The sequence below is a fragment of the Streptomyces sp. ATCC 21386 genome (assembly GCF_018728545.1).
In the GTDB taxonomy this organism is placed as follows: domain Bacteria; phylum Actinomycetota; class Actinomycetes; order Streptomycetales; family Streptomycetaceae; genus Streptomyces.
Genome location: NZ_JAAVVL010000001.1, coordinates 790,006 through 811,072 on the forward strand (window position 1 = coordinate 790,006; position 21,067 = coordinate 811,072).

Consider the following 21,067-nt stretch of genomic DNA (forward strand, 5'->3'; position numbering starts at 1 on the left):
GTCCTGTGCTGGACTGGCCGCATGTCGGACTTTGAGATCTACGCCGCCCCGTTGACCGGCGAGAGCGACACGGCGTGGGAGAGGCGGATTGCCGGTGATGTCGCGGCGATTCTTGGCGCGCCATCGCCGGTGAGGGGGGCGGGCGAGTTCTCACACATCGGGATCGAGGAAGCGGCCGTCAACGTCATGCTGCTTCCGCCGGGAGGGGAGTGGGTGTGGCCGGTGTTCGAGGCCCACCCCCTGCTGCTCGACATTCGCTTCCGGGCAGAACATCCGGAATGGAAGAGCCCCGAGGATTTTGCTCGGTACGTTTTCCATCGCCTTGACGGGCTCTCGAAGTACGAACTTCTACTCGTTCATGACCTGGAAGAGTACGTGGAATCCAACTTTGACTTTCCCGAACAGATGGACATGCTCGTGTACCGGCGGCCCGGCCAGGAGGCGGACCAGGAGTAGGGAGCGTCCAGCACGAGGTGGTGATGGATCACGCGGCGGACTCCTGACCGCGAGCGAAGGCGTCCCGGAGCTGGTGCCTCATGGCCGCGCTCCCCTCGTCCGTAACCGCCGCACCGAAGTGCTCCGCGAGATACACCCGGGTCCGTCGGCCCGCTCCTGCGGCGGGACAGATGACCAACGCGGCCCCCGGGCAACGTGATCGAGATGTCAGACATCTCGATCAACAGCTCGGAGGCCGCGCTCGTTGTGCTTCGTCAGCCGTCACCTGATCGGTAGCCAGCTCGAAGAAGCTCATTCATCCCGAAGAACCGGAACTCCGCGTCGTCGCTCGTCGCGGCGACGCCGACCGTGGAGATCCGTTCGGCCGAGGCCTGATCGGCGGTAGCGTCTGCGTGCCGAAGCCGGCCAGGACGACGACGCCGAGCGCCGCCGCCAGCAAGGACTTCAAGGAAACTCGATCGCATAGCGGTACCGTGCCGGTCGCCGGTGACCGCCCACATGAGTACCCGTACTCGACCACCAGGCTCAATCCACCAGGTCGGCCGCCGTGAGCAGCCGGGTCAGGTCCGTCCGGGAGCGGACGTGCAACTTGCGGTAGATCCGGGTGAGATGGGCCTCCACCGTCTTCCGGGAGACGAACAACGAGGCCGCCGCCTCCGTGTTGTTGAGGCCACGGGCGATCGCCCGCGACACCTGGAACTCCTGCGGGGTCAGCTGGTTCAGGGCGCCGCCCATGCCGCCGGTACCACTGCCGGCGGACCGGGCCGTGCCGAGGACGCCGCCCGCCGCCGCGAGTTCACCGGCGGCCCGCCGGGCCCACGGCACCGCGCCCAGCCGTTCGAAGCAGGCCAGGGCGGAGGCCAGCGGGGCGCGCGCGGCCCCCGGGCGGCGGTAGCGGCGCAGGACCTCCGCCTCGCACAGCAGGGTCCGCGCCCAGTCGAAGGGGCCCGTCGTCCGCTGGTGGGCCTTGAGCGCCGCGCCGAAGAACGCCTCCGCCTCCTCCGGTGTCCCCGCGAGCAGCCCCCGGACCCGGGCAGCCGCCGCCTCCGCCGACGCCAGGCCCGTCTCCCGGGCCCGCTCCTCCAGCCAGGACACGACCTCGGCGGCACGCGTCGCGTTCCCCGCCCGTACGTGCGCCTCGGCCAGGTCCGCCGCGAAGGGCACCACCTCGGGGTTCCCGATGCCCTGCTCGACCGCCAGTGACAACGTTTGCTCCAACTGGTCGACGGCCGCGTCGTGGTCGCCGTGGGCCAGGGCCGACAGCCCGAGCACCGCCGTCATGTGGAACTCCTGGCAGCCGATGCCGTACGCCCCGCACTCCCGCCGCGCCCGCGCCACATGCTCCTCGCACTCGACCCGCTCACCGCGCAGGGCCTCGAGCCGGGCGAGGCAGTACAGCGAGTAGCTCACGCACGTCAGCTGGCCCAGTTCCTCCGCCCAGCGCAGGGACTCCGTCAAGTCGCCCCGCGCGGACGCCCATTGACCGATCCGGGTCTCCAGTTCCCCGCGTACGGCGAGGGTGAAGCCCAGCACGCCCACCGCGCTGTGCCGCCTGGCGGACTCCACGGCCGTGTTGAGCAGCCGGCGCCCCCGGACGAACTCCTCCGCCCGGCTCCAGGCCTGCCCGGCGATCGCGTACACCTGCTGGTCGCGGACGGGGTCACCGCCGCCGTGCCGGTCGGCGGCCTCCAGCATCTCGCGCCCCCGCGCCGTACGGCCGGACATGATCAGGGCCCCGCCCAGCATCGACAGGCTGTACCAGCGTTCGGGCCCGGTCTCGGAGGCGAGGGCGAGGGACTCCTCCGCGACCCGGACCGCCGCCGGAACGTGTCCGTCCAGGCGCGCGGCGGCCGTCGCCTCCGCCAGCAGCAGACAGGCCCGGGTGCGGTCCGAGCCGCGCACGGCGTCGGCGGCGTTCATGAGCAGGGCGTACGCCTGGGCCGTCTCGCCCTTCCAGGTGTGCATTCGGCCCAACAGGCCCTGGATGGCGGCGCGGACGGCCGGGTCGGGGGTGATGCGCAGGGCCTCCTCGCACCACTGCGGGCCCGCCGGGGACCCGCTGAGCAGGGCGTCGGAGGCGGCGTGGTGGAGGCGGTCGGCGCGCGGCGCGGGGTCCGGGGTGAGCTCGGCGGCGCGCCGCCAGGCCAGCGCCGACTCGCCGAAGGCGCTGCGCCGACGGGCCTCCCGGGCGGCGTCGGCGAGCGCCGCCGCGGCCTCCTCGTCGGGGCCGGGGGTCGCGGACGCCCGGTACCAGGCGTGCAGCGAGCCGGTGCTCACCTCGGCCAGCGCCTGGAAGGCGGCGTACCGGTGCGCGAGGGGGGCGCGGCCCAGCACCAGCGCGCGCAGTACCGGGTGGTGGAAGTCCAGCCCGTCGGCCGTGGCCGTGATCAGGCCGTCCTCCTCGGCGGGCGAGAGCGCGTCGAGGGAGAGCCCGGCCGCCTCCAGGGCCTTGCGCAACGGGCCCGCCGCCGTCGAGCGACTGGCGGCCAGCACGACCAGGGCCCGGCGGGCGGTGTCCGGCAGCCCGTCGATCCGGGCCGCCCAGGCGCGCTCCAAGTGACTTCCGAGGGAGGGGGATCGAGCAACGGCCGCTCCCCGCGCGCCTGTTCGTCCGTCAGCGCGCCCGCGATCTCCCGCAGGGCGAGCGGATTTCCGCCGCTGACGCGTACGAGGTCGGCGAGCACGTTCGGGGTCACGCGGCCCTCCAGCAGGGCGGCGCACTCCTCCGGCGCCAGCCCGCCCACCTGCACGGTGGGGATGCTGCGGCGCGGCCCCGACTCGCCGTGGTCCTCGCGGGAGCCCAGGGCCAGGGCGACGCGTTCGCTGGAGAGACGGCGGGCGACGAAGAGCAGGACGCGCTGGGAGGAGGGATCCACCCAGTGCAGGTCGTCGACGAGGACCACGACCGGGCGCTCGTCGCCGAGCGCCGCGAGCACGTTGAGGGCGCCCATGCAGGCGGCGTAGGGGTTGCCCGGCGGGTCCGCCGGGTCGCCGCTCAGGGCCAGACAGGACTCCAGGGCCGAGCGCTGGACGCCGGGGAGTTCCCTGAAAAGGGACGAATGGGGCATCAGTAGGTCGCCGAGGGTGGCGAAGGGGAGCACGGTCTCGGTCTCGATGCCCCGGGCGCGCAGGACCGTGGCCGGGGCCGCGCCGGAGCCGCCGGCCGCCGCCCGCTCCGCCGCGTAGTCGAGCAGGGCGGTCTTCCCGATACCGGGTTCGCCCCACAACAGCAGTGCCGCCCCACCCGCCCCACCCGCCACGAGCAGGTCGTCCATCAGTCGGCGTTCCCGCTCCCGACCGACGAGTCCCCGTAACAATGCGCCACCCCCTGGTGCCCGCCGTGCCCGGCCCCGCCCGTCCATCATCCCCCAGGGGGAGTTGTCAGGGGAGATGTAGGGACTTCCCGGAAGCGACGGGAGCCTCCCCGGGCCTTCAATGGAGAACGAAAGAACAGCAGGAACCGAAGGAACAGAACGAACCGAAGGAACAGAACGAACCGAAGGAACAGAAGGAACCAAGGGAAACAGGGGAAATGAACCAGGTCGCGGAACTAGGGGGACGGCCCATGCCGGCATCCGGGGGACGCGGGGATCTCACCTCGGAATCCGACCGGCTCGACTCGGTCGAGATCAAGGTGACGTTCTCGGGCGCGGGCACGGCCGCCGCGACTTGGGCGCTGGCGCCGGACACCGGGGGAGCCCGGCGCCGCGTCTACTTCTGTGAGGCCCTCGCCCGCTCCACGGCGCCAGGTCACCTGCCGCTTCTGGATGCGGGGCTGATCCTGCGCCTACGGGCGGGGAGCGGGCGGGGCGGGGCCGCGACCGCGGAATTGCGGCCCTGTCGCCGGTCCCGGCTCTCGGAACGTTGGCTGCGCTTCCGTGAGCAGGGACCGGACTCCTTCCACCTGGCGGGCGCCTGGTCGGGCGACCGCCGGGTGCTCTCCGCCGCTCTCGTCTCCGACTGCGAACGTACGGCCGTGGACGCCGCCGTGCTCGGTGCCGAGCCGCTGGACCTCGTCTTCTCCGACCGTCAGCGTGCCTTCCTCGCCGACTGCGCCGACATCGACGTCGGCCTCGGCTCGCTCGACGTCCTCGGTCCCGTCCACACGGTCCGCTGGCGCGGGGTGCGTCTGGACCACCACGAAGTGACCGTGGAGCACTGCACGGTGGGAGCGGACCAGCCTCTGGAGTGGCTGGAGGTCTCCAAGCGGGTCGCCCCCGAGGGCGCGGAGGTCGTCCAGGCGTCCCTGACCGCGCTCCTGAGGGGGAAGGGGCTCGAACCGGACCTGGGGCGGGGCGTCCGACTGCGGCGGGTCATGGAGTCGCTGGTCGCGGAGGGGGCCGCCTGAGGGCGGGCCGGGGGAGGGCAGGGAGGGGAGGGGGCCTTGAGGTCGGTCGCCGGCCGTCGTTCGTCGGGGCTTGTCGCGCAGTTCCCCGTGCCCCTTTTCGGGCGCGCTGTCGCCGGGCCGCGGCTGTGATCGCTACCCGACCCCCAGCGCCCGCAGCCCCGCCGTGGTCGCCGCCGCTCCCAGGACCACCACCGCGAACGGGGCCCTGAGCCAGGCCAGCACCCCGCCCGCCAGCACTCCGGCGGGCCGTGCCCACCCCGCGAAAGCACCGCCCTCCGTCAGGGCGCCCGTGGCCAGCAGTGCCACCAGCAGCACCACGGCTGCCGCGGCCAGCAACTCCCGCACCCGTACGGGGATCTCCACCCGCCCGTGCAGTACGGGCCCGGTGAGCCGCAAGGCGTACGTCCCCACGGCGAGCGCGAGCATCGCGCCGATGACCCCGTCGCTCATGACGCCCTCCCGTGCGCCGCGCTTTTTCCCTCCGGCGACGCCCGCCACACCAGCAGCCCGGCCAGTGCCAGCAGTACGGGAACTCCCGTGGGCGTGACCGCGGTCGCCGCCAGCGCGACCAGCGCCCCGAGTGACGCGGCCCGCCGTACGGGCGGCCGCTCCCGCAGGGCGGGCAGGACCAGCGCGGCGAGCACGGCCGGGAAGGCGGCGTCGAGGCCGTACGAGGCGGTGTCGCCCAGCGCGGTGCCGGCCAGGGCCCCGGCCAGGACGCACACGTTCCAGACGGTGAAGAGGCCGAGCCCCGAGACCCAGAACGCAACCCGACGCCGTACCGGATCGCTCTGCGCCAGGGCGAAGGCCACCGTCTCGTCGGTGACGAGATGCGCGCCCACGAACCGTGCGGTCCTCCCCGGCCCCAGGAGGTCGGCGACCGCCAGGCTGAACGCGGCGTTGCGGGTGTTGAGCAGCAGCCCGGTGGCCGCCGCAGCGAACGGTCCGCCTCCGGCCAACAGGATCCCGACCGCGCTGAACTGCGCCGCCCCCGCGTACACGATCAGCGACATCACCACCGGCACCCACACGGGCAGCCCGCCCGCCACGGAGATCGCCCCGAAGGAGACGCCTACGACACCCCCGGCGGCGCAGACGAGGGAGACGTCCCGGAACAACGCGGGGTCACGGACCTGGGGTGTTCGGAGTAGCGAACGCATGTTCTCTACAATGAACAGGAGCCCTCTTGTTCGTCAAGGCGAACGATCGTACTTCTGGAGCGAACGACATGTCCGACGCAGCCCCCTCGGGAGCGAAGCCCCCGTCCCGGCTCCCGCTCGACTGGATCGCCGCCGCCCTCCGCCGGGAGCGCACCCGCGCCGGCCTTTCCCTCTCCGAGCTGGCCAAACGCGCCGGGATCGCGAAGTCGACGCTGTCCCAGCTGGAGGCGGCGAGCGGCAATCCGAGCATGGAGACGCTGTGGGCGCTGGGCGTGGCGCTCGGGGTGCCGTTCAGCGCCCTGATCGAACCGCCGATGCCGGCGGTGCAGGTGATCCGGGCGGGGGAGGGGCCCACCGTCCACTCGGAGCACTCGAGCTATACGGCGGTCCTGCTGTCCGCCAGTCCGCCGGGCGCGCGCCGTGACATCTACCGGACCCGGCTCGAACCGGGGTCGGTGCGGGAGTCGGAGCCGCACATCCCGGGAACGGTCGAGCACCTCACCGTGAGCACGGGCCGGGTGAAGGCGGGCCCGAGGGGCGAGGAGGTCGAACTCGGCCCCGGTGACTACATGGCGTTCCGCGGCGACGTGCCGCACTCGTACGAGGCGCTGGCTCCGGGGACGACGTTCGTCCTGGTGATGCAGCACATGTAGGAGCGGGCGGGGGGAGGGAGTGCGCCGGGGAAAGGAGTCGGCCGCGAAAAGGCAGGAGCCCCTGCGCCGAAACGGCGAGGGGCTCCTTGGGTGGTGCTCTCAGACGTCGTCAGAGGGGCATCCCTCGGATCGAACGGTTCAGACGGGGGTGACGTTCTCCGCCTGCGGACCCTTCGGGCCCTGCGTCACGTCGAAGGAGACCTGCTGGTTCTCCTCCAGCGAACGGAAGCCGCTCGCGTTGATGGCGGAGTAGTGGACGAAGACGTCCGGGCCGCCACCCTCCTGGGCGATGAAGCCAAAGCCCTTTTCGGCGTTGAACCACTTCACGGTTCCGGTAGCCATAAGCCCTCCTTGGGCCCAAAGGGTTGCCCTGCTCCAGAACCCTGCAAGTGTGAAAACAAGATGCCGCACAACTGCATACGTCTGAAAAGACGAGAGCCCGCGGTCACATGCTCCGCAGGCTCTGTACTGCAAGGGAAACCAAACTGCAACTTGCGGGCGAGCCTAGCACGCGGGCAGGGGAATGCAATAGAGGGCAAGATCACGTCACCCGGATGTTTGAACCGCTCGGGTTCCGGCTTGACGGGTCGCCTCTACTTCCTCATCTGTCCCACCGGCGACACGCCGTCGACAGTGTTGACACAGGGTGTACGGCCGGTTTCGGGAGCACCCTCCGGGCCCCCGGAGCCCGCACCGTACCCCATGAGGGCTAGCCTCGCGATGTGGACAAATCTCGCAACCGGCCGCGCGTCGGCCACATCCAGTTCCTGAACTGCCTGCCCCTGTACTGGGGGCTCGCGAGAACGGGCACGCTCCTCGACTTCGAGCTCACCAAGGACACCCCCGAGAAGCTCAGCGAGCAGCTGGTGCGCGGGGACCTCGACATCGGGCCCATCACCCTGGTCGAGTTCCTGCGCAACGCGGACGACCTGGTCGCCTTCCCCGACATCGCCGTCGGCTGCGACGGCCCGGTGATGTCGTGCGTGATCGTCTCCCAGGTGCCACTCGAACGCCTGGACGGCGCACGCGTCGCCCTGGGTTCGACCTCGCGCACCTCCGTACGCCTCGCGCAGCTGCTGCTGGCCGAGAGCGTCGGCGTGCGGCCGTCGTACTACACCTGCCCGCCCGACCTCTCGCTGATGATGCAGGAGGCGGAGGCGGCCGTGCTCATCGGTGACGCGGCGCTGCGCGCGAACCTGCTCGACGGGCCGAACTTCGGCCTGGAGGTGCACGACCTGGGCGCCATGTGGAAGGCGTGGACGGGGCTGCCGTTCGTCTTCGCGGTGTGGGCGGCGCGGCGTGAGTACCTGGAGCGGGAGCCCGAGGTCACCCGCAAGGTGCACGAGGCGTTCCTCGCCTCCCGCGACCTGTCCCTGACCGAGGTGGCCAAGGTCGCCGAGCAGGCGGCCCGCTGGGAGGCCTTCGACGAGCGGATCCTGGAGCGGTACTTCACGACCCTGGACTTCCGCTTCGGCGGTCCGCAGCTGTCCGCGGTCGCCGAGTTCGCGCGGCGGGTCGGCCCCACCACCGGATTTCCGGCGGACGTGAAGGTCGACCTGCTTTCCTGAACCCCTTTTCCGCGAAGTCCCGATGAACTTCCCGGAATTCCGGTTGACGAATTCGCTGTTCTGTGGGATCGGTTGCGAATCCGTCGCCGACGCTCGCATTTCCCTTCGGGCGTACGGCACTACGCTGGAAGCACGGGGAGTGCGGGGGAGATGCGGGGGAGGTGTCGTCCATGCGACCGCTCGATGTCGACGAACCCACGGTCGTGGGGCCCTACCGGCTGCTCGGCCGGCTCGGGGCGGGTGGGATGGGCCGCGTCTATCTGGGGCGGAGCGCGGGCGGCCGTACCGTCGCCGTCAAGGTGGTGCACCCGCACTTCGCCCTCGACGAGGAGTTCCGCGCCCGCTTCCGACGGGAGGTCGACGCGGCCCGCCGGGTGGGCGGGGCCTGGACCGCCCCCGTCCTGGACGCGGACCCGGAGGCGTCGGTCCCCTGGGTGGCGACGGGCTACGCGGCCGGTCCCTCATTGGCGACGGCGGTGACGGACGGCGGCGCCCTGCCTCCCCACTCCGTACGGGTCCTGGGCGCGGGCCTGGCGGAAGCGCTGTCGGCGGTGCACGCGCTGGACCTGGTCCACCGGGACGTGAAGCCGTCGAACGTCCTGCTCACGGTCGACGGCCCCCTCCTCATCGACTTCGGCATCGCCCGCGCCACGGACGGCACGGCGTCCCTGACCTCGACGGGCGTCTCGATCGGCTCCCCCGGCTACATGTCCCCCGAGCAGATCCTCGGCAAGGGCATCACCGGCGCGGCGGACGTCTTCTCCCTCGGCGCGGTCCTCGCGTACGCCGCGACCGGCCAGTCCCCCTTCCCCGACGACTCCTCGGCCGCCCTCCTCTACAAGGTCGTCCACGAGGAACCCCGGCTCGACGGCGTGGAGGGCGACCTGCGCGCCCTCGTGGAGCGCTGCCTGTCCAAGGACCCCTCCGCGCGCCCGGCCCCCGACGAGATCGCCCGCACGTTGGCCCCCCAGGGCGCGGCCCCGCTGGTGGCGGCGGGCTGGCTGCCGGGCCCCCTGGTGGAACAGGTCGGCCGCAGCGCGGTGCAACTCCTGAACCTGGACGCGGCGGAGCAAGTCCCGTCAGGACCGGTGGGGTTCAGCAGCCCGTCGGTGGGCTCGGACCTCCTGGCCCCCTCGGCCTCCCAGCACGCTTCGGCCTCCTCCGCCGATGTGCAGGTCGAAGACGAAGTCCCGGCCACGAGCGGGGTGTTCGGCCCGCCTCCGGTGATGTCGCCGCCCGCGACCCACGTGCCGGGGCAGCGGGCCGACTCCGCGTCGGCGGACACGGCCCCACCGCCGGGCAAGCTGTCGCTGAGCGTGGCGGCGGCGTCCACGGCCACGGCGAACGGGCGGGTGCGACGGGTGAGTTGCTCGGTCGCCCTGGCGGTCGCGGGCGCGCTCGCGGTGGTGGGCCTTGGTCTGGTGTTCGGGCTGAACATGCTGAACGGCGACGAGAAGGGCAGCGAGGCGGCCGACAAGGCCCCCTCGGCCGGCAGCAGCCCGAGCGAGGGGAACCAGGACCCGGAACCGCAGGACGGGGCGGGCGACCTGCCCAAGAAGTACCTGGGCACGTGGGAGGGCGACGGCTACGCCCTCGGCGGGAACCTTCCCGCGGGCACCTTCACCATCACCCTCGAACAGGGCTCCGTCGGCGACCGGTTGGGCACGTTCCGCTCCGTCGACCTGCTGGGCGGGGCCTGCGACGACACGTTCGTCCTCAAGAAGGTCACCGAGGACCACGTCGTCGTCACGAGCATCGCCGACGCGAAGAACAACCCCAAGACCTGCACCAGCAACACCCACGAGGTCACGCTCACCCCCGTAGGCGACGAACTCCAGTACACCGCGGACAACGCGGACGCGGGCGACCCGACGGCCCGCCTGGCAAAGACGAAAAGGTGAGGTGAGGGGGCCGGCTTTTCGGCTGCGGGTGCGTGGGGCTTCTCATGAAAAAGGCCGGGGCACAGCCCCGCTTTTTTCAGGGGCGCGGGGAACTGCGCGACCAGCCCCCACCGGGCGGACGCCTGGGCCCGCCGCCGAGAGCCCGCCGCCCCGGTACCGCGGGGGGGCAAAGGGGCGCAGCCCCTTGAGGAGGGACGGGTAGGGGCGGCGGGGGCGAAACCCCTCTAGGCTGCCCCCGTGGCACTGGACCCCTGGCTGATCGCACTCACCCTGACCGCCGCACTCTGGGGCGCAGCCACCGGCACCCTCCTCCCCCGCCCCGCCTACCGCTTCACGGTCGACGAGGACCACCCCTGGCACCACACCTGCCCCGTCGGCCACCACATCACCGGCCCGGCGAACGGCTGGCTGGGCCCCGCCCGCTGCCGCCCCACCACCACACCGAGCACCCCCCTCCCCACCACAGCCACCCCACCCCCCACTTGCTCCTACGGCCCGCGCACACCCCCCGTCGCCCTCACCACCGCCCTGATCTGCGCCACCCTCGCCCTGACCACCGGCACCCGCCCCGAACTCGCCGTATGGCTGCTCCTCGCCCCCCTCGGCGTGCTCCTCACCCTCGTGGACCTCGGCGCCCAACGCCTCCCGGACCCGCTGACCCTCCCCTTCGCGGCCCTCGCGCTCACGCTCCTGGGCGCGGTCGCCCTCGTACCCGAGCACGCGGGCCAGTGGCGCACGGCGCTCTACGGCGCCCTCGCCCTCGGCGGTCTGTACTTCCTCTTCTTCCTCATCAGACCCATGGCCCTCGGCTTCGGCGATGTGAAGCTGGCCCTCGGCCTCGGCGCCGTCCTCGGCTGGTACGGCTGGGGCGCGCTGTACCTCGGCACGTTCGCCGGCGCGCTGATCGGCAGCGCGTACACCGTGGTCGCGCTGGCCAGGCGCCGCGCCGTGCGCCGCCAGCTGGTGGCACTGGGCCCGTTCATGATCGCGGGGGCCTACGTCGGCCTCCTGCTGGAGTCGTACGCGGCCTGACCTCCCGCCCCCACGTCTCGCGTCCGCCGCTCGACGGGAAGTTGTCCACAGGCGGAAGGCCTGACGTCGGCCGGTCCGACCCCCTGGCGTAGGCTGGCCCGGTCAGTTCAACCCTTACGAAAGGGACGCCCCCGGTGACCGAGAAGGCCGATCTCCAGTCCGTTCTCGACCGTGCCGCCGAGGGCGGGAGGATCACGCCGGAGGAGGCGCTCGGCCTCTACCGCGACGCCCCGCTGCACGCACTCGGCGCCGCCGCCGACGCCGTACGCAAGCGCCGGTACGCGGGCACGGAGCACATCGCGACGTACATCATCGAGCGGAACATCAACTACACGAACGTGTGCGTCACGGCGTGCAAGTTCTGCGCGTTCTACGCCCCGCCGAAGGCCAAGGACAAGGGCTGGACGCGCGATCTCGACGACATCCTGCGCCGCTGCGCGGAGACCGTCGAGCTGGGCGGGACGCAGATCATGTTCCAGGGCGGGCACCACCCGGACTACGGGGTGGAGTACTACGAGAAGCACTTCGCCGCCATCAAGAAGGAGTTCCCTCAGCTGGTGATCCACTCGCTGGGCGCCTCCGAGGTCGAGCACATGGCCCGGATCTCCAAGGTGAGCGTCGAGGAGGCGATCCAGCGGATCCACGCCGCCGGTCTCGACTCCTTCGCGGGCGCGGGCGCGGAGCTGCTGCCCGAGCGCCCCCGCAAGGCCATCGCCCCGCTCAAGGAGTCCGGCGAGCGCTGGCTGGAGATCATGGAGACCGCGCACAACCTGGGCGTGGAGTCCACCTCGACCATGCTCATGGGCACCGGCGAGACCAACGCCGAGCGCATCGAGCACCTGCGGATGATCCGTGACGTGCAGGACCGCACGGGCGGCTTCCGGGCCTTCATCCCGTACCTGTACCAGCCGATGAACAACCATCTGAAGGGCCGCACCCAGGCCACGATCTTCGAGTACCTGCGGATGATCGCGATCTCCCGGCTCTTCATGGACAACATCGCCCACATCCAGGGCTCCTGGCTGACCACCGGCCAGGACGCGGGCCAGCTGACGCTGCACTACGGCGCGGACGACCTCGGCTCGGTCATGCTGGAGGAGAACGTCGTCTCGGCGGCCGGTGCCAAGCACCGCTCCAACCTCCAGGAAATGATCGACATGATCCGTACGGCGGGGCGGGTCCCGGCCCAGCGCTCCACGACGTACGAGCACCTCGTCGTCCACGACGACCCGGCGAACGACCCCGTCGACGCGCGCGTGATGTCCCACATCTCCTCCACGGCCATCGAGGGCGGCACGGCGCACCCCGAGCTGAAGATCCTCGCCTCCAACTAGGCCCGGCCTTGCTGACGATGCACGCCGCCGACGAGGTGCGGCGCACCTGGGACGACCCGGAGCCGATCAAGGACGGTGCCGTCGTGGTGGACGGCACCCGGGTCCGGGCGGTGGGCCCGGCGGAGGACCTCCGCCTACGGTTCCCGGGCGCCCGTGTCCGGCAGTGGTCCGGCGTCCTCGGGCCCGGCCGGGTGCACGAGGGCCCGCTCCCGGACGCCCCCTCACCCCGCGAACAGGTCCACGCGGTGCTGAAGTCGGGCGCGGTGGCGATCCTGCGACAGCACGCGAACACCCCGGAACTGCGGTCGGCCGCCGAGCGCAACCACGTCTCGGTGCTGCCACACCCGGCGTCCCCGGTGCTCGCCGAGGCGGGCCGCGCCGACCTGGCCGTCTACGACGGGGCAGGCGTCTGCACGGCCACGGTGTGCGCGGGGCGCCTGGTCCACCGTCGCCGCTGACGGGCACCGCCTCCGCGCCTCTCAGCCCGAGAACGCCTCCCCGAACGCCCCGTCCTCCTGGTCGACCCCACTGCACTCGACCAAGGCGTCACTCGCCCCGTCCCCGCACTCCCGATCCCGGAACGTCGCCCACATCGACACCCAGGCGACGCCCTTCTCCTCCGCGAACTCCCGCACCTGCGCCGCGTCCTCCAGCGTGAACGTCTCGTTGTCGACGTCATTGACGCCCAGCATCGAGGTCAACGCCAACGCCCGCCACGCCGTCGACCCGCTCGTGCCGAAGACGTCCATCAGCTGCCCGTGCGTCGCCTCGGCCGCCCGCTCCGCGTAGTCGCCCATGTCACCGTCGTACGAACTGGCGTAGTTCATGGTCATGATGTTGACCGTGCCGACCTGGACGGCGTGATCGTTGGCCGAGTCCAGCAGGGACAGACCGTCGTCGTCGAGACCGGACGGCATGACGGGGAGGGTGAAGGAGACGGAGAGGCCGGGGCGTTCCCTCTGGAGAAGCGCGATCGCCTCCGAACGCAGGGCGACGGAGCCGGAGTCCTTCAAGGCGTCGCCCTCGACGTCGAAGTCGGCCTGCGTCGAGCCGGCCGCGTCGAGCGCCGCGCCGTACGCCTCGGCGAGTTCGGTCGCGCTGTCGCACGCCTGCGCCAGCTCCGTGCCCGAGGCACCGCCGAACGAGACGCGCACCGACGCCCCCGAGCCGGTGAGCGCCGAGACACGGGACTTCACCGCGGTGTCGTCGATCGCGGCCGTGCCGTTCCACATGGGCGTGCACGCGTCACCATCGGCGATCACGAACGCCAGGTTGTACGCGACGGCCGACCCGGCGGCGTCGAGGTCGGAGGCCTCGGTCGCGTTCACGTACGGCGCGTAGGCCGTGGACGGCGCGGAGGTGGTGGGCGCCGTGGGTGCCGTCGTCGCGGCGGACGGCCCGGCCGCCTCCGTCGCCGCCTCCCGGGTGTCCGTCGTGCAGCCCGCGCAGGCCAGAATCACCGGACACAGCAGTCCCACGGCCGGTTTCAGGGAATTCCTCACGGTGCTCATGAAGGCAATGAAGCACAGGGGCCGGTTCCGCAGGTGTGCTTCTCACGTCCGGGGAACGCGATCCGAGTCCGCCGACGAGAATGCCCCCGAGCCCGTCTGCGTCGACCACTCCGGGCGCCGCACCCACCGCTGCGCCGCTGCGGCACGCTGCCGGGGGTCACGACGGGCCGGGCGCCGCACCGGCCCCCGGCCCGTACTGCCACAATGGGCCCGTGACCCGCGCATCCCTGGACAAGCAGCCGCACGAAGTCGCCTCGATGTTCGACCGAGTGGCGAAACGGTACGACCTGACCAACGACGTGCTGTCCCTCGGACAGGACCGGCGCTGGCGCAAGGAGGTCGCGCGGGCCGTCGACGCCCGCCCCGCGCAGAAGGTCCTGGACCTCGCCGCCGGCACGGGCACCTCCTCGCTGCCCTTCGCGCAGACCGGCGCGTACGTCGTGCCGTGCGACTTCTCCCTCGGCATGCTCCAGGTCGGCAAGGAGCGCCTGCCCTGGCTGCCGTTCACCGCGGGCGACGCCACGCGGCTGCCGTTCAAGGACGACACGTTCGACGCGGTCACCATCTCCTTCGGCCTGCGCAACGTGCAGGACACCGACACCGCGCTGCGCGAGCTGTACCGGGTGACGAAGCCCGGCGGCCGTGTCGTGATCTGCGAGTTCTCCCACCCCACGTGGACGCCGTTCCGTACGGTCTACACCGAGTACCTGATGCGCGCGCTGCCGCCGGTCGCCCGCGCGGTGTCCTCCAACCCGGACGCGTACGTCTATCTCGCCGAGTCCATCCGCGCCTGGCCCGACCAGGCGGGTCTCGCCGAGCGCCTCGGCAAGGCCGGCTGGGAGAAGGTCGCGTGGCGCAACCTCTCGGGCGGGATCGTCGCGTTGCACCGGGGGTTCAAGGTCCAGGCGTAGAGCCCAAGTCGGCCTGCCGAAGCCGTAGTTCACCCGTACGAGGGATGCTCCTCGGGGAATTCTGTTGACGGGAACCGGTCAATGGAAACTACCGTCCGTTGATACACCGGCACGCACCGGTGATGTCCGATGACGGGGGTTCCATGACGTCCTACTGCCCGCACTGCGGGACACCAGGCCCGGCCGAGGCGCGCTACTGCATGGCGTGCGGCCGGGAACGCGTGCCGGCCGCCCCGGCGCCCCCTCCCGCCCCACCGGGTGCGCCGACCCTCGGCCCACCGCCGCCCCCGCCCCCGCCGCCACCACCCGCGTACGCACCCGTACCCGCTTCCGCCCCCGTTCCCGCCCGCCCCTCGCCCGTGGGCGCCTTCCTCGGCCGGGCCTTCCGGGGCGACTGGGGAGCCTCCGCGGCCGCCGCGCTCTGGCCGGTCGGGCTGCTCCTCGCCGCCGCCCTCGCCCTGGCCGTCCCCTCGTACGACCAGAGCGCCACGGACGACGACTTCGTCGGCTTCGGCGACCGGCTCGGCCTCGCCCTCGCCGCCCTCCTCCAGGGCCTCGGCGGCGGCTTCAGGATCTCCGAGAGCGGGGGCGGCGACTTCGCGGGCGACTACCGGTCCGCCGAGGGCGCCCTCACCCTGACCCTCGTCCCGCTCACGGTGACCGTCCTGTTCCTCGGGGCGCTCATCCTCGGCGTACGGCAACTCCGTACCCGCCTGGTGACCCGTGCCGCGTACGCCGGCGCGGGAGCGCCCGGGGCGGGGCCCGCCGGCGGCCGTACCACCGGGCTCGAAGCGGCCCTGCGGGTCACGCTGCTGGTGACGGCCGCCGTCCTGCTGCTGGGGCTGTTCGCACAGCCCGACATCGCGCGCGTCGAGGTCGCGGCCTCCCCCTGGCGGGCCGCGCTGGGCGCGCTGCTGCTCACCGCCGCCGTCTCGGCCGGCCTGCTGCAACGCGACGACCTGGCCGCCTGGCTGGCCGTCCGCCCCGGGCCCCGGACGCTGTTCCGGGCGACAGGAACGGCCGTACGGGCCATGGCGGTCGTCCTCGCCCTGTGCTCACTCGTCACGTTCGTCCTCCTCGCGGCGAACGACGAGTGGCAGACGGAGTGGGAGGAGGACCTCAACCCGCTCCTGCTGGTGCTGATCGTCCTCCCCAACCTCGCCGTCCATCTCCTCGGCCTCTCCTGGGGCGCTTCCGTGCAGGGCGAGGCGGGCCGCACGCGGTCCGGGGACGACACGTCGTACGACTCCTCCGGCGACTACGGACTCGTCGAGTCCGGCCCGTACGGCGGCTACGAGCGCGAGTCGTTCGGGCTCTCCGAACTGGGCGACGCCGTCAACTCCTGGGCGGTCGTGGGAGCGTTGACCCTCGGCGCGGTCTGTGCCCTGACCCTGGGGGTCCTCGCGGCCCGCCGTTCCTCGGGCCGCGGCGAGCAACTCCTCGCCGCGGGCGTCTTCTTCGGGCTGTTCCTCCTCCTCGCCGGCATCAGTGGCTTCGGCATGGAGGCGTCCGGCTCGGCCACGGCCGAGTTCACCACCGAGTTCTCGGCCGCGGGGGAGGTGGAGGCGGGCCTGGACCTCCCCGAGGTGCTGCTCTTCAGCCTGCTCTGGATCTTCGCCGCGGCCTTCCTGGCGCCCTATCTGGTGCAGATGACGGGAGCGCGTACGGCGGTGATCGCGCCGCCGATCCCGGCCATGCCGAGCCACGGCCCGGCCACGGCCCACGGGGTCCCGCCGCAGCCCTCCGTCCCCGCCCCGGCACCGGCGCCCCACGAACCTCCGCTCGTGGAGCTCGGCCCGCACCACCTGCCGCCCGCCGGGCCGCCCAAGTCCCGCAGCCGCGCGCTGATCTGGACCCTCACCATCGCGGCGGCCTTCGTGATCGGCGGGGGAGGGGCGGCGGCGATCCTGCTCTGGCAGAGGTAGGAGGCGGGGTGCCGGACGGGTGCGCGAAAGGAGCGCCCACGGGCTAGCGAAGCACCGCGAACGGGTCACCCGGCTCGTCCAGCGCCCTGCGCAACCCCGGCGGCGGCCCACCACGCCGGGGCTCCCGCACACCCCCGCCGTCGTCCCCCGGCTCGAACCACACGGTCACGGCGGCGCCGCGGGGCACCTGCACCCCAGGTGGCGGGTACTGGCGAACGACGTGGTCCACGACGGTGCGTGGGAAGTCGGGGCGGTCGGGCGCGACGAGGAGCACCCCGCCCGCCTCGGCCGTCTCGCGCGCGTCCACGGCCATCAGCCCGACGAACCGTGGCACACGCACTTCGGATGACTTGGGTGTTATGCGCACAGATGTTCACCCCCAGCGGTACCGGCAGGGTAACCGCCGGGCGCCCCCGCCCGGAAGCAGTGCGTGGCAATCTGCGGCAAATCGCTACTCTGGGTGACGAGTTGCCGAAATCCCGAACGCTCGACGCGCTGAACCGCCGACGTCCCGAACCGCCGACGTCGTAAACCGCCGGACCGCCGGACGCCGAAGTGGCGGACCGCTAGAGCGTCAGTCGGTAGCAGTGTCCCGCCCGCTGCGATACGGGCGTCGTGAACGTCTCCGCCAGCTCCATGCCCAGTCGGCGGGTCACGGCGATGGACCGCTCGTTGCGGGCGTCGACCACGGCGACCACCCCGCCGACACCGGCCGCCCGCACCCGCTCCAGGGTCTGGAGCGCGGCGGCGGTCACATACCCCTTGCCCCAGTGCTCGCGGGCGAGCCGCCAGCCGATCTCGATCTCGCCGGCCGGACCCCACTCGCGGGGCCACGGCTGCGCGCCGGTGAAGCCGATGGCCCGGCCCTCGTCGTCGAGCAGGGTCCACAGGCAGAACCCGTGCTCGGCGTCGTGACGGCGCTGGCGCGCGGTGAGCTCCTCGTAGACGGACAGCTCGGCGGACCGGCCGCCGTGGAACTCCATGACGTCGGGATCGTCGAAGATCCGGTGCCAGGCGAAGGCGTCCTCGTCGGTGGGGACACGCAGCCGTACGTCGGGCAGAGCTCGGTTCACAGGGGCAGCCCTTCAGCCGATGATCGGTACCGCTGAATAGACTGCCCATGTCCGACCCCGGTCGGCACATGTTTTCCGGACGTCCGGCGCCCCGGACGTCCGGCAGGCTTTGCTCCGATCCTTCTACTTCTTGGGGAGAACCCGTCGTGACCGAGCCCCAGCCCCTTACCGAACACACCGCCGATGTGATCGTCGTCGGGGCCGGGCCAGCCGGTTCCACCACCGCGTACTACCTGGCGAAGGCCGGGCTCGACGTGCTGCTTCTGGAGAAGACCAGCTTCCCGAGGGAGAAGGTCTGCGGCGACGGACTCACCCCGCGCGCCACCAAGCAGCTGGTGGCGATGGGCATCGACATCTCCGAGGAGGCCGGCTGGCTCCGCAACAAGGGGCTGCGGATCATCGGCGGCGGCGTCCGCCTCCAGCTCGACTGGCCGGATCTCGCCGCCTACCCGAACTACGGACTCGTCCGCAAGCGCGACGACTTCGACGAGCAGCTCGCCCGCCAGGCCCAGAAGGCGGGCGCCCGGCTGTACGAGCGCTGCAACGTGGGCGCTCCGATCGTCGACGACCGCACGGGCCGGATCACCGGGGTGCACGCCAAGCTCGGCGACGAGAAGCGCGAAGTCACCTTCCACGCCCCGCTGGTGGTGGCGGCCGACGGCAACTCCACCCGGCTCTCCCTCGCGATGGGACTGCACCGCCGGGAGGACCGCCCGATGGGCGTCGCGGTCCGCACGTACTTCACCTCCCCGCGCCACGACGACGACTACCTGGAGTCCTGGCTGGAGCTGTGGGACAAGCGCGGCCCGGGCGAGGACCGTCTGCTCCCCGGCTACGGCTGGATCTTCGGCATGGGCGACGGCACGTCCAACGTCGGCCTCGGCGTGCTCAACACCTCGTCCGCCTTCAAGGAGCTGGACTGGCGCGACGTCCTGAAGGCCTGGTGCGCGTCCATGCCGGAGGAGTGGGGCTACACCCCCGAGAACATGACCGGCCCCATCCGCGGCGCCGCCCTCCCGATGGCCTTCAACCGCCAGCCCCACTACACCAAGGGCCTGCTGCTGGTCGGCGACGCCGGCGGCATGGTGAACCCGTTCAACGGGGAGGGCATCGCCTACGCGATGGAATCCGGCCAGATCGCCGCCGACGTCATCGTCCAGGCCCACGCCCGCGCCACCCCCGGGCAGCGTGAACTCGCCCTCCAGCGCTACCCGCAGGTCCTCAAGGACACCTTCGGCGGCTACTACACGATGGGCCGCGCCTTCGTGAAGCTCATCGGCAACCCGAAGGTCATGAAGCTCGCCACCCAGCGGGGCCTGACCCATCCGCTGCTGATGAAGTTCACCCTGAAGATGCTGGCGAACCTCACCGACCCCACCGGCGGTGACGCGATGGACCGCATCATCAACGGCCTGAGCAAGGTGGCCCCGAAGGCGTGACCCGCCCCGGGGCGTATGCCCCCGATCACCGCGTATGACCGCGTTCGGCCGGCCATGGAGCACCCCATGGCCGGCCGAACGCGCTGTACGCCCCTGAGAGGCTCACCGCCGACCCGGGCGCGGTAGCACCACAAGTGCGGGACGACAGGCGCCCTGTGGGGCACCTGTGGCCTTTCTGCGGGCAGCCCGAGGGCCGCTGTCCCCCACGGGGAGAGCGGCCCTTCGAAAAACGCCCTGGGCGACCGCGCGGGTCAGAGCACGCGCACCGCACCCGTCGCCGGGTAGCCGGAGAGGTCCTGGATGACGACGCCCTTGGAGGGGTTCGCCGCGTCGAGGTACTGGCCGTTCCCGACGTAGACACCCACGTGGTAGGCCGAGCCCTTGGCGCCCCAGTACAGGATGTCGCCCACCTGGAGGTTCGACAGCGAGACCTCGGTGCCCTGCATCGACTGGTCCTGCGAGACCCGGGGGAGGTCCACGCCGACCTGCTTGAACGCGGCCTGCACGAGCGAGGAGCAGTCCCACGCGTTGGGGCCCGTGGCTCCCAGCACGTAGGCGTCGCCGAGCTGGGCCTTCAGGAAGCTGATGACCGTGCCGACGCTGCCGGAGGCGGGTGCCGTCGTGGTCGTCGTCGACGCCGACGAGTTCGTCGAGAGGGTGGCCCGCTCGGTGTCGCGCGAGGCGCGCTCGGCGGCGGCCTTGCGCTCGGCCTCCTCGGCGGCCTTCTTCCGGGCCTCTTCCTTCTTCGCCTTGGCGAGGTCCTTGTCGGCCTGCTTGGCCGCCTCCTGGGCGGCGGCGTCACGCTCGGCCTGCAGCTGGTACTCGGCCGCCATCACCTTCGTGGCGTCCGCGGACTGCGCGGCCTGCGTGGCCAGGTCGGCCGTGAGGGTGGGCAGTTCGAGCGTCTGCGTCACCGGCTCCGCGGCGAACGCGGCCGTCGACGCGCCGGCCACGGCCACGGTGCTGAGAACGCCACCGGCGACTCCGGCGCGCATCGCGATCGAGGACGCGTTGCGGCGGGGTTTCCGGTGGCTGCGTATGTGAGCGGTGTGGGACATGGGTACAAGCGGTACCAGCGACTCCTCCATACCTTCAAGAAACGTGTGCTGCGCCACAGTTGTTCAACGGAGGCCGCAAATTTCCCGCGCGTCACTCTTTATTGACGCCGTAACGGGCATAGCGGACAGGGTCGAACAGGCCTTTGATCATGCGCTTTCGTGATTACGCCCGAATTGCCCTGCGCTTACCATCGATCGCAGCGAGTGGCCAAGGCCGGTTGATTTGATCTCGGTCCGATGTGGCGCAGGTCACGGAACGGTCACCCGCTGCCGGGGCGTCCCGCGCGGGAAGGCGCCCTCGCGGCGCTCGTGAACGCGTGCACGTGTCCACATCCGTCATCGGACCTCCCTCCGGCGTGTGAACGCGGGCTCTATCAAGCGACCTCGTCCAGCGCCAATTTGCATGCAGTGGAACTCTCTTGATATTGAGACGCCCTGCGTGACCTGCGGTAACGAGCGAAAATGTCACTTCTGGTGATCAGTCTGGCGCTTCGTGTATGAAGATCGACGCTCATCCGACTTCATGATCCTTCGTCAGGTGGTGGAGATCACAAACTCGGTGCTGCACCCGTGTCGCAGATCACAGACCGGCAGGCATAGGATGCGGGGCAGTTGGGCTTGTGACCTGCTTCACATGTTCGCGATCTTCGTCGAGACGGACGGGGTTCGTGTGGCCGGTGGGGCGGGAGAGCAGGGCC

Annotated in this window: 20 protein-coding genes; 11 read left to right on the plus strand and 9 right to left on the minus strand. The window is 71.7% G+C overall.

What is annotated here, in order from left to right; translation table 11 throughout:
- Positions 1–21: 21 nt before the first annotated feature.
- Entirely contained in the window at positions 22–456 is a 435-nt protein-coding gene (locus GWK25_RS03460; protein WP_215448440.1) for a hypothetical protein, read from the plus strand.
- Between the two features lie 525 nt (positions 457–981).
- Here the strand turns inward: GWK25_RS03460 and GWK25_RS44465 are convergent.
- Both GWK25_RS44465 and GWK25_RS43205 read right to left on the minus strand, forming a co-directional pair.
- Entirely contained in the window at positions 982–2,421 is a 1,440-nt protein-coding gene (locus GWK25_RS44465) for a LuxR C-terminal-related transcriptional regulator (RefSeq protein WP_308404469.1), read from the minus strand.
- A 422-nt stretch (positions 2,422–2,843) separates the two neighbouring features.
- Positions 2,844–3,731 (minus strand): AAA family ATPase, encoded by an 888-nt coding sequence (locus GWK25_RS43205; protein ID WP_251828697.1) that lies wholly within the window; start codon positions 3,729–3,731, stop codon positions 2,844–2,846.
- A gap of 290 nt (positions 3,732–4,021) precedes the next feature.
- Here GWK25_RS43205 and GWK25_RS03470 point away from each other — a divergent pair, with 290 nt between their 5' ends.
- Positions 4,022–4,804, plus strand: a complete 783-nt coding sequence (locus GWK25_RS03470; RefSeq protein ID WP_215448441.1) for a hypothetical protein — start codon at positions 4,022–4,024, stop codon at positions 4,802–4,804.
- Between the two features lie 132 nt (positions 4,805–4,936).
- Here GWK25_RS03470 and GWK25_RS03475 read toward each other — a convergent pair whose 3' ends face one another.
- Both GWK25_RS03475 and GWK25_RS03480 read right to left on the minus strand, forming a co-directional pair.
- The gene (locus GWK25_RS03475; protein ID WP_215448442.1) at positions 4,937–5,254 is read right to left on the minus strand and encodes an AzlD domain-containing protein; all 318 of its coding nucleotides are present in this window, start codon (positions 5,252–5,254) and stop codon (positions 4,937–4,939) included.
- The gene (locus GWK25_RS03480) at positions 5,251–5,964 is read right to left on the minus strand and encodes an AzlC family ABC transporter permease (protein WP_215448443.1); all 714 of its coding nucleotides are present in this window, start codon (positions 5,962–5,964) and stop codon (positions 5,251–5,253) included. The genes GWK25_RS03475 and GWK25_RS03480 overlap by 4 nt, the downstream gene beginning before the upstream one ends.
- A gap of 68 nt (positions 5,965–6,032) precedes the next feature.
- Here GWK25_RS03480 and GWK25_RS03485 point away from each other — a divergent pair, with 68 nt between their 5' ends.
- On the plus strand, positions 6,033–6,617 hold the full coding sequence (locus GWK25_RS03485) for a helix-turn-helix domain-containing protein (RefSeq protein WP_215448444.1): 585 nt from the start codon (positions 6,033–6,035) through the stop codon (positions 6,615–6,617).
- Positions 6,618–6,755: 138 nt separating this feature from the next.
- On the opposite strand, the gene GWK25_RS03490 is transcribed toward GWK25_RS03485, so the two are convergent.
- Positions 6,756–6,959: a cold-shock protein gene (locus GWK25_RS03490; RefSeq protein WP_003992177.1), complete on the minus strand. Its 204-nt coding sequence runs from the start codon at positions 6,957–6,959 to the stop codon at positions 6,756–6,758.
- Positions 6,960–7,339: 380 nt separating this feature from the next.
- On the opposite strand from GWK25_RS03490, the gene GWK25_RS03495 reads away from it, so the two are divergent.
- The 5 genes from GWK25_RS03495 (at position 7,340) to GWK25_RS03515 (ending at position 12,910) form a co-directional block, all read left to right on the plus strand.
- Positions 7,340–8,185 carry a menaquinone biosynthetic enzyme MqnA/MqnD family protein gene (locus GWK25_RS03495; RefSeq protein WP_215448445.1) on the plus strand — a complete coding sequence of 282 codons (846 nt, stop codon included), beginning with the start codon at positions 7,340–7,342 and terminating at the stop codon, positions 8,183–8,185.
- A gap of 170 nt (positions 8,186–8,355) precedes the next feature.
- The gene (locus GWK25_RS03500) at positions 8,356–10,086 is read left to right on the plus strand and encodes a serine/threonine-protein kinase (protein WP_215448446.1); all 1,731 of its coding nucleotides are present in this window, start codon (positions 8,356–8,358) and stop codon (positions 10,084–10,086) included.
- A 243-nt stretch (positions 10,087–10,329) separates the two neighbouring features.
- The gene (locus GWK25_RS03505; RefSeq protein ID WP_251829408.1) at positions 10,330–11,118 is read left to right on the plus strand and encodes an A24 family peptidase; all 789 of its coding nucleotides are present in this window, start codon (positions 10,330–10,332) and stop codon (positions 11,116–11,118) included.
- 134 nt (positions 11,119–11,252) lie between these two features.
- Positions 11,253–12,452 (plus strand): cyclic dehypoxanthinyl futalosine synthase, encoded by a 1,200-nt coding sequence (mqnC, locus tag GWK25_RS03510; RefSeq protein ID WP_215448448.1) that lies wholly within the window; start codon positions 11,253–11,255, stop codon positions 12,450–12,452.
- A gap of 8 nt (positions 12,453–12,460) precedes the next feature.
- Entirely contained in the window at positions 12,461–12,910 is a 450-nt protein-coding gene (locus tag GWK25_RS03515; protein ID WP_215448449.1) for a hypothetical protein, read from the plus strand.
- Positions 12,911–12,931: 21 nt separating this feature from the next.
- Here the strand turns inward: GWK25_RS03515 and GWK25_RS03520 are convergent, their stop codons facing one another.
- Positions 12,932–13,954, minus strand: coding sequence for a chitinase (locus tag GWK25_RS03520; RefSeq protein WP_374200686.1), 1,023 nt, complete (start codon positions 13,952–13,954; stop codon positions 12,932–12,934).
- A 221-nt stretch (positions 13,955–14,175) separates the two neighbouring features.
- On the opposite strand from GWK25_RS03520, the gene GWK25_RS03525 reads away from it, so the two are divergent.
- Together GWK25_RS03525 and GWK25_RS44195 are read left to right on the plus strand one after the other, a co-directional pair.
- On the plus strand, positions 14,176–14,874 hold the full coding sequence (locus tag GWK25_RS03525) for a demethylmenaquinone methyltransferase (protein WP_215448451.1): 699 nt from the start codon (positions 14,176–14,178) through the stop codon (positions 14,872–14,874).
- A 122-nt stretch (positions 14,875–14,996) separates the two neighbouring features.
- Positions 14,997–16,799: a zinc ribbon domain-containing protein gene (locus GWK25_RS44195; RefSeq protein ID WP_286014512.1), complete on the plus strand. Its 1,803-nt coding sequence runs from the start codon at positions 14,997–14,999 to the stop codon at positions 16,797–16,799.
- A 43-nt stretch (positions 16,800–16,842) separates the two neighbouring features.
- Here the strand turns inward: GWK25_RS44195 and GWK25_RS03535 are convergent, their stop codons facing one another.
- Both GWK25_RS03535 and GWK25_RS03540 read right to left on the minus strand, forming a co-directional pair.
- The gene (locus GWK25_RS03535) at positions 16,843–17,166 is read right to left on the minus strand and encodes a PASTA domain-containing protein (RefSeq protein ID WP_184904816.1); all 324 of its coding nucleotides are present in this window, start codon (positions 17,164–17,166) and stop codon (positions 16,843–16,845) included.
- Between the two features lie 199 nt (positions 17,167–17,365).
- A complete protein-coding gene (locus tag GWK25_RS03540) occupies positions 17,366–17,872 on the minus strand; it encodes a GNAT family N-acetyltransferase (RefSeq protein ID WP_215448452.1) in 507 nt (168 codons plus the stop codon).
- Positions 17,873–18,018: 146 nt separating this feature from the next.
- Here GWK25_RS03540 and GWK25_RS03545 point away from each other — a divergent pair, with 146 nt between their 5' ends.
- Positions 18,019–19,311: a geranylgeranyl reductase family protein gene (locus tag GWK25_RS03545; RefSeq protein WP_215448453.1), complete on the plus strand. Its 1,293-nt coding sequence runs from the start codon at positions 18,019–18,021 to the stop codon at positions 19,309–19,311.
- A gap of 251 nt (positions 19,312–19,562) precedes the next feature.
- Here the strand turns inward: GWK25_RS03545 and GWK25_RS03550 are convergent, their stop codons facing one another.
- The gene (locus GWK25_RS03550; RefSeq protein ID WP_215448454.1) at positions 19,563–20,399 is read right to left on the minus strand and encodes a C40 family peptidase; all 837 of its coding nucleotides are present in this window, start codon (positions 20,397–20,399) and stop codon (positions 19,563–19,565) included.
- Positions 20,400–21,067: the final 668 nt, after the last annotated feature.

Excerpts from the sequence above, each read along its gene's own strand:
- GWK25_RS03500 (WP_215448446.1), top strand. The coding sequence starts at position 8,356 with ATGCGACCGCTCGATGTCGACGAACCCACGGTCGTGGGGCCCTACCGG.
- GWK25_RS44195 (WP_286014512.1), top strand. The coding sequence starts at position 14,997 with ATGTCCGATGACGGGGGTTCCATGACGTCCTACTGCCCGCACTGCGGG.
- GWK25_RS03460 (WP_215448440.1), top strand. The coding sequence starts at position 22 with ATGTCGGACTTTGAGATCTACGCCGCCCCGTTGACCGGCGAGAGCGAC.
- GWK25_RS03485 (WP_215448444.1), top strand. The coding sequence starts at position 6,033 with ATGTCCGACGCAGCCCCCTCGGGAGCGAAGCCCCCGTCCCGGCTCCCG.
- GWK25_RS03475 (WP_215448442.1), bottom strand. The coding sequence starts at position 5,254 with ATGAGCGACGGGGTCATCGGCGCGATGCTCGCGCTCGCCGTGGGGACG.
- GWK25_RS03490 (WP_003992177.1), bottom strand. The coding sequence starts at position 6,959 with ATGGCTACCGGAACCGTGAAGTGGTTCAACGCCGAAAAGGGCTTTGGC.
- GWK25_RS03470 (WP_215448441.1), top strand. The coding sequence starts at position 4,022 with ATGCCGGCATCCGGGGGACGCGGGGATCTCACCTCGGAATCCGACCGG.
- GWK25_RS03480 (WP_215448443.1), bottom strand. The coding sequence starts at position 5,964 with ATGCGTTCGCTACTCCGAACACCCCAGGTCCGTGACCCCGCGTTGTTC.
- GWK25_RS03550 (WP_215448454.1), bottom strand. The coding sequence starts at position 20,399 with ATGGAGGAGTCGCTGGTACCGCTTGTACCCATGTCCCACACCGCTCAC.
- GWK25_RS43205 (WP_251828697.1), bottom strand. The coding sequence starts at position 3,731 with ATGGACGACCTGCTCGTGGCGGGTGGGGCGGGTGGGGCGGCACTGCTG.
- GWK25_RS44465 (WP_308404469.1), bottom strand. The coding sequence starts at position 2,421 with ATGCACACCTGGAAGGGCGAGACGGCCCAGGCGTACGCCCTGCTCATG.